This window comes from Streptomyces calidiresistens (assembly GCF_014141525.1).
Classification (GTDB): domain Bacteria; phylum Actinomycetota; class Actinomycetes; order Streptomycetales; family Streptomycetaceae; genus Streptomyces; species Streptomyces calidiresistens.
This window is the reverse complement of record NZ_VKHS01000314.1, coordinates 1-5,869: the sequence shown is the minus strand read 5'-3', so window position 1 is coordinate 5,869 and position 5,869 is coordinate 1. Positions and strand designations below refer to the sequence as shown.

The following is a 5,869-nucleotide window of genomic DNA, read 5'->3' as shown; positions in this document are numbered from 1 at the left end:
GGGGCGGACCGTCCGGTCCGCCCCCGCCCGCTCGCCCGGGGGCCGGCGTCAGGAGACGCCGAGCTCCTTGGCCTTGGCCTTGAGGTCGTCCAGGCCACCGCACATGAAGAACGCCTGCTCGGGGAAGTGGTCGTACTCGCCGTCGGCGATCGCGTTGAACGCGGTGATCGACTCGTCGAGCGAGACGTCCGAGCCGTCCATGCCGGTGAACTGCTTCGCCGCGTGGGTGTTCTGCGACAGGAAGCGCTCGATCCGACGGGCGCGGTGGACGGTGAGCTTGTCCTCCTCGCCCAGCTCGTCGATACCGAGGATGGCGATGATGTCCTGGAGGTCCTTGTACTTCTGCAGGATCCCCTTGACCCGGGTCGCGCAGTCGTAGTGCTCCTGGCTGATGAAGCGCGGGTCCAGGATCCGGGAGGTGGAGTCCAGCGGGTCCACCGCCGGGTAGATGCCCTTCTCCGAGATCGGACGCGAGAGCACCGTGGTGGCGTCCAGGTGGGCGAAGGTGGTCGCCGGCGCCGGGTCGGTCAGGTCGTCCGCGGGGACGTAGATCGCCTGCATGGAGGTGATCGAGTGACCGCGGGTCGAGGTGATCCGCTCCTGGAGCTGACCCATCTCGTCCGCCAGGTTCGGCTGGTAACCCACCGCGGAGGGCATGCGGCCCAGCAGGGTGGAGACCTCGGAACCGGCCTGGGTGAAGCGGAAGATGTTGTCGATGAAGAACAGCACGTCCTGCTTCTGCACATCGCGGAAGTACTCCGCCATGGTCAGACCGGCCAGGGCGACGCGCAGCCGGGTCCCCGGCGGCTCGTCCATCTGGCCGAAGACGAGGGCGGTCTGCGGGAGCACGCCCGAGTCCGCCATCTCCTCGATCAGGTCGTTGCCCTCACGGGTGCGCTCGCCCACGCCCGCGAAGACCGACACACCCTCGTGCAGCTTCGCCACACGCATGATCATTTCCTGGATGAGGACGGTCTTGCCCACACCCGCGCCGCCGAAGAGGCCGATCTTGCCGCCCTTGACGTAGGGGGTCAGCAGGTCGACGACCTTCAGGCCGGTCTCGAACATCTCGGTCTTGGACTCGAGCTGGTCGAAGTCGGGGGCCTTGCGGTGGATCGGCCAGCGCTCGGTGATCTCCGACTCGGCCTCGGGCTCGTTGAGGATGTGCCCCAGGGTGTTGAACACCCGGCCCTTGGTGACGTCGCCGACCGGCACGGTGATGCCGGCGCCGGTGTCGGTCACCGGGGCCTGGCGGACCAGGCCGTCGGTGGGCTCCATGGCGATGGAGCGGACCAGGCCCTCACCGAGGTGCTGGGCGACCTCGAGGGTCAGCGTCTTGGTGGCGCCCGGCTTGGCCGGGTCCATCACCTCGACGTTGAGGGCGTTGTAGATGTCGGGCATCGCGTCGACGGGGAACTCCACGTCGACGACCGGGCCGATGACCCGCGCGACGCGGCCCGTCGCCGTCGTCTCAGCAGCAGTAGTCATGGTTACCTGTCACTCCCCGCGGTCGCGTCGGCCAGGGCGCTGGCACCGCCGACGATCTCGCTGATTTCCTGGGTGATGTCGGCCTGGCGGGCCGCGTTGGCAAGCCGCGTGAGCGACTTGATGAGGTCTTCCGCGTTGTCGGTGGCCGACTTCATGGCCCGCCGGCGGGCGGCGTGCTCGGAGGCCGCCGCCTGGAGCAGCGCGTTGTAGACGCGGCTCTCCACGTAGCGCGGCAGGAGCGCGTCCAGCACCCGTTCGGGGCTCGGCTCGAAGTCGTACAGCGGGCGTGCCTCCTTGCCCTTGACGAACACCGCCGCGGAGGCTTCCGCGGTGTGCTCGAAGGCCAGCGGCAGCATCCGCCGGTCCACCGGGGTCTGCGTCATCATCGAGACGAACTCGGTGAAGACGATGTGCAGTTCGTCCACCCCGCCGTCCGCCGTCGCCTTCTCGATGGAGGCGATCAGCGGCTCGGCCACGGCCTTGGCGTCGGCGTAGGTCGGGCTGTCGGTGAAGCCCGTCCACGACTGCCGCACCGGACGCTCGCGGAAGGCGTAGTAGGACACGCCCTTGCGACCGACGACGTAGCTGTCGACCTGCTTGCCCTCGGAGACCAGCCGGGCGGTGAGGCTCTCGGCGGCCTTGATGGCGTTGCTGGAGTAGCCGCCGGCCAGGCCGCGGTCGCTGGTGATCAGCAGGACCGCGGCACGCACCGGACGCTCGACCTCGGTGGTGAGCGGGTGCTTCACCTCGGAGGTGTGCGCGACCGCCGTGACGGCGGCGGTCAGCTCGTCGGCGTACGGAGTGGAGGCCGCCACCTTGCGCTGCGCCTTGACGATGCGCGAGGCGGCGATCATCTCCATCGCCTTGGTGATCTTCTTGGTCGCCGTGACGGACTTGATCCGTCGCTTGTAGACCCTGAGCTGGGCTCCCATGCTCAGCCCTCGCCCAGGAGCTTGCCGTCCGCGGTCTCGAACTGCTGCTTGAACTCGTTCACCGCGACACCGATGGCGGAGACGGTGTCCTTGGACATCTTCCCGCCCTCACGGATGGAGGTCATCAGGTCCTTCTTCTCGCGGCCGAGCCAGTCCAGCAGCTCGCGCTCGAAGCGGCGGATCTCGGTGACCGGGATGTCGTCCATCAGGCCGTTGGTGCCGGCCCAGACGGAGACCACCTGGTTCTCGGTGGGGAAGGGGTTGTACTGCTCCTGCTTGAGCAGCTCCACCATCCGCTTGCCGCGCTCCAGCGCCGCCTTGGAGGCCGCGTCCAGGTCGGAACCGAAGGCGGCGAACGCCTCCAGCTCGCGGTACTGGGCGAGGTCCACCCGCAGCGAACCGGTGATCTGCTTCATCGCCGGGTGCTGGGCGGAGCCACCCACACGGGAGACGGAGATACCGACGTTCAGCGCCGGGCGGACGCCCGAGTTGAACAGGTCCGACTCCAGGAAGCACTGACCGTCGGTGATGGAGATCACGTTGGTCGGGATGAACGCGGAGACGTCGTTGGCCTTGGTCTCGACGATCGGCAGGCCGGTCATGGAACCGGAGCCCATCTCGTCGGAGAGCTTGGCGCAGCGCTCCAGCAGCCGGGAGTGCAGGTAGAAGACGTCGCCCGGGTAGGCCTCGCGGCCCGGCGGACGGCGCAGCAGCAGGGACACGGCGCGGTAGGCGTCGGCCTGCTTGGACAGGTCGTCGAAGATGATCAGGACGTGCTTGCCCTGGTACATCCAGTGCTGGCCGATGGCCGAGCCGGTGTAGGGGGCCAGGTACTTGAAGCCGGCCGGGTCGGAGGCGGGAGCGGCGACGATCGTCGTGTACTCCAGCGCGCCGTTCTCCTCCAGGGCGGCCCGCACCGAGGCGATGGTGGAGCCCTTCTGGCCGATGGCGACGTAGATGCAGCGGACCTGCTTGGACGGGTCGCCGGAGCGCCAGTTGTCCCGCTGGTTGATGATCGTGTCGACCGCGAGGGCGGTCTTGCCGGTCTGCCGGTCGCCGATGATCAGCTGGCGCTGACCGCGGCCGATCGGGGTCATGGTGTCGACGGCCTTGTAGCCGGTCTCCATGGGCTCGTGGACCGACTTGCGGGCCATGACGCCGGGGGCCTGCAGTTCGAGGGCGCGGCGGCCCTCGGTCTCGATCTCGCCGAGGCCGTCGACCGGGTTGCCCAGCGGGTCCACGACGCGGCCGAGGTAGCCGTCGCCGACCGCCACCGAGAGGACCTCGCCGGTGCGGCGCACCGGCTGACCCTCCTCGATGCCGTTGAACTCGCCGAGGACGATCGCGCCGATCTCGCGCTCCTCGAGGTTGAGGGCGAGGCCGAGCGTGCCGTCCTGGAAGGTCAGCAGCTCGTTCGCCATCGCCGAGGGCAGCCCCTCGACCTTCGCGATGCCGTCGCCGGCAACGCTGACCGTCCCGACCTCTTCCCGCGAGGCCGCGTCCGGCGTGTACGACTGGACGAACGACTCCAGTGCGTCCCGGATCTCATCCGGCCGGATCGTGAGCTCCGCCATCTGGGTTCCCTGCTCTCCTTGTTGGGACCGTAAGTTCTTCGTACGGCCCAACTCGGGCCGCTGAATATGCTTCTTGAGTTGGTGTGCGTCGCCGCCGGGGCGGGACGGGACGGGGTCGGGGTCTCGGCGACTCAGTCGCCCATGCGCCGGGAGACCTCGTCCAGTCGCTGGGCGATGGTGCCCTGGATGACCTCGTCGCCGATCCGCACCGAGATCCCGCCGAGGACCCGGGGGTCCACGTCGAGGTTCAGCTGGATCGCGCGGCCGTAGAGCCTGCCCAGTGCCTCGCCCAGGCGTCGCCGCTGGGTGTCGGTGAGGGGCACCGCGCTGGTGACGACCGCCACCGACCGGTTGCGCCGCTCGGCCGCGATCCGGGACAGGGACTCCAGGCCCCCCTCCAGGCTACGGCCCCGCGGGTGCTGCACCAGGCGCAGCACCAGGCGCTCGGTCACCGGACGGGTCCGGCCGCCCAGCAGGCGGCGGATGAGCAGCGCCCGCGCCTCGCGGCGGTCCTCCGAGCCCTCGCCGCCGGCGAGGGCCGCGCGCAGCTCCGGGGAGGAGGCGACGATCCGGGAGAACCGGAACAGCTCGTCCTCCACCGCGTCCAGGGTGCCGTCGCGCTCGGCGGAGATCAGCTCGGCGTTGTCCGCGAGCTCCTCCAGCGCGTCGACCAGGTCACGGGGGGCGGACCAGCGGGAGCGGACCATCCCGGAGACCAGGTCGACGGTCTCCCCGCCGACCTGCCCGGTGAGGAGCCGGCCGACCAGACCGGCCTTGGCCTCACCGGGCTGGGACGGGTCGGTGAGCGCGCGGCGCAGCCCGACCTCGCGGTCCAGCAGCGCCGTGACCGAGGCCAGCTCGTCGGAGAGCACCGTGGTGTCCACCGACGTGCTGCCGGCCAGCACGCTCAGTCGCTCCCGGGCCGACGCCAGCGCCTCGCGGCTGGCCGATCCGACCGCCCTCATCGGGCCGCCTCGGCGGTGTCGGCGCGCCCCTCGAGCTCGTCGAGGAAGCGGTCGATGACACGGCTCTGGCGGGCGTGGTCCTCGAGGGACTCGCCGACCAGACGCCCGGCCAGGTCGGTGGCGAGCCGACCGATGTCCTGGCGCAGGGTCTCGGTGGCCTGCCGGCGGTCGGCCTCGATCTGGGCGTGCCCGGCGGCGATGATCTCCTCGCGCTGCCGCTGACCCTCCTCGCGCATCTCGGCGATGAGCGCGGCACCCTGCTCCTGCGCCTCCTGGCGCAGACGGGCGGCCTCGTGACGGGCCTCCGCCAGCTGGGTGCGGTACTCCTCGAGGGTCTGTCGGGCCTCGGCCTGCGTGGCCTCCGCCTTCTCGATCCCACCCTCGATCGCCTCCCGCCGCTCTTCCAGCGCGCGGTTGATGATGGGGAGCAGCTTGAAGTGGAAGGCGGAGTAGACGACGCCGATCGCGAACAGACCGATGAAGATCTCGGGCCAGACGGGCAGCAGAGGGCTCTGCGGCTCGTCGGCGGCCAGCTGAATCAGCATGGTGGACCTTTCGTCGATGTCGGCTTCGGAAAAGTCCGTCAGTAGATGAACGGAACGACGAAGCCGATCAGGGCCAGGGCCTCGACGAGCGCGAAGCCGAGCAGCATGTTCTGACGGATGAGGCCGGCCGCCTCGGGCTGGCGGGCGATGGCCTGGACACCGTTACCGAAGATGTAGCCGATGCCGATACCGGCGCCGATCACGCCGAGGCCGTAGCCGACGGTGCCGATGTTGCCCTCAATGGCGGCAAGGGTCTCGAAAGCAGCGGACATGTCCGTGGTTCCTTCTCTTGGTGGGCCGGTGGGGGTGTGTCCACCGGACGTCTGCGGTGCGGGGCCCGGGCCGGGCCCCCGAGGGGGGTGGTT

General features: G+C 69.9%; 6 protein-coding genes. All 6 read right to left on the bottom strand.

Annotated elements, in window-relative coordinates:
• Positions 1 to 48: 48 nt before the first annotated feature.
• Positions 49 to 1,488 (bottom strand): F0F1 ATP synthase subunit beta, encoded by a 1,440-nt coding sequence (gene atpD / locus FOE67_RS14220; protein ID WP_182664225.1) that lies wholly within the window; start codon positions 1,486 to 1,488, stop codon positions 49 to 51.
• A gap of 2 nt (positions 1,489 to 1,490) precedes the next feature.
• The gene (locus tag FOE67_RS14215; protein ID WP_182664223.1) at positions 1,491 to 2,420 is read right to left on the bottom strand and encodes a F0F1 ATP synthase subunit gamma; all 930 of its coding nucleotides are present in this window, start codon (positions 2,418 to 2,420) and stop codon (positions 1,491 to 1,493) included.
• Between the two features lie 2 nt (positions 2,421 to 2,422).
• Positions 2,423 to 3,994, bottom strand: a complete 1,572-nt coding sequence (gene atpA / locus FOE67_RS14210; protein WP_182664221.1) for a F0F1 ATP synthase subunit alpha — start codon at positions 3,992 to 3,994, stop codon at positions 2,423 to 2,425.
• A 131-nt stretch (positions 3,995 to 4,125) separates the two neighbouring features.
• On the bottom strand, positions 4,126 to 4,959 hold the full coding sequence (locus FOE67_RS14205; protein WP_182664219.1) for a F0F1 ATP synthase subunit delta: 834 nt from the start codon (positions 4,957 to 4,959) through the stop codon (positions 4,126 to 4,128).
• Entirely contained in the window at positions 4,956 to 5,501 is a 546-nt protein-coding gene (locus FOE67_RS14200; RefSeq protein WP_182664227.1) for a F0F1 ATP synthase subunit B, read from the bottom strand. Before FOE67_RS14200 ends, FOE67_RS14205 begins: the two co-directional genes overlap by 4 nt.
• A gap of 41 nt (positions 5,502 to 5,542) precedes the next feature.
• Positions 5,543 to 5,776 carry an ATP synthase F0 subunit C gene (gene atpE / locus FOE67_RS14195; protein WP_143620415.1) on the bottom strand — a complete coding sequence of 78 codons (234 nt, stop codon included), beginning with the start codon at positions 5,774 to 5,776 and terminating at the stop codon, positions 5,543 to 5,545.
• Positions 5,777 to 5,869 lie beyond the last annotated feature (93 nt).

Excerpts from the sequence above, each read along its gene's own strand:
- atpD (WP_182664225.1), bottom strand. The coding sequence starts at position 1,488 with ATGACTACTGCTGCTGAGACGACGGCGACGGGCCGCGTCGCGCGGGTC.
- FOE67_RS14215 (WP_182664223.1), bottom strand. The coding sequence starts at position 2,420 with ATGGGAGCCCAGCTCAGGGTCTACAAGCGACGGATCAAGTCCGTCACG.
- atpA (WP_182664221.1), bottom strand. The coding sequence starts at position 3,994 with ATGGCGGAGCTCACGATCCGGCCGGATGAGATCCGGGACGCACTGGAG.
- FOE67_RS14205 (WP_182664219.1), bottom strand. The coding sequence starts at position 4,959 with ATGAGGGCGGTCGGATCGGCCAGCCGCGAGGCGCTGGCGTCGGCCCGG.
- atpE (WP_143620415.1), bottom strand. The coding sequence starts at position 5,776 with ATGTCCGCTGCTTTCGAGACCCTTGCCGCCATTGAGGGCAACATCGGC.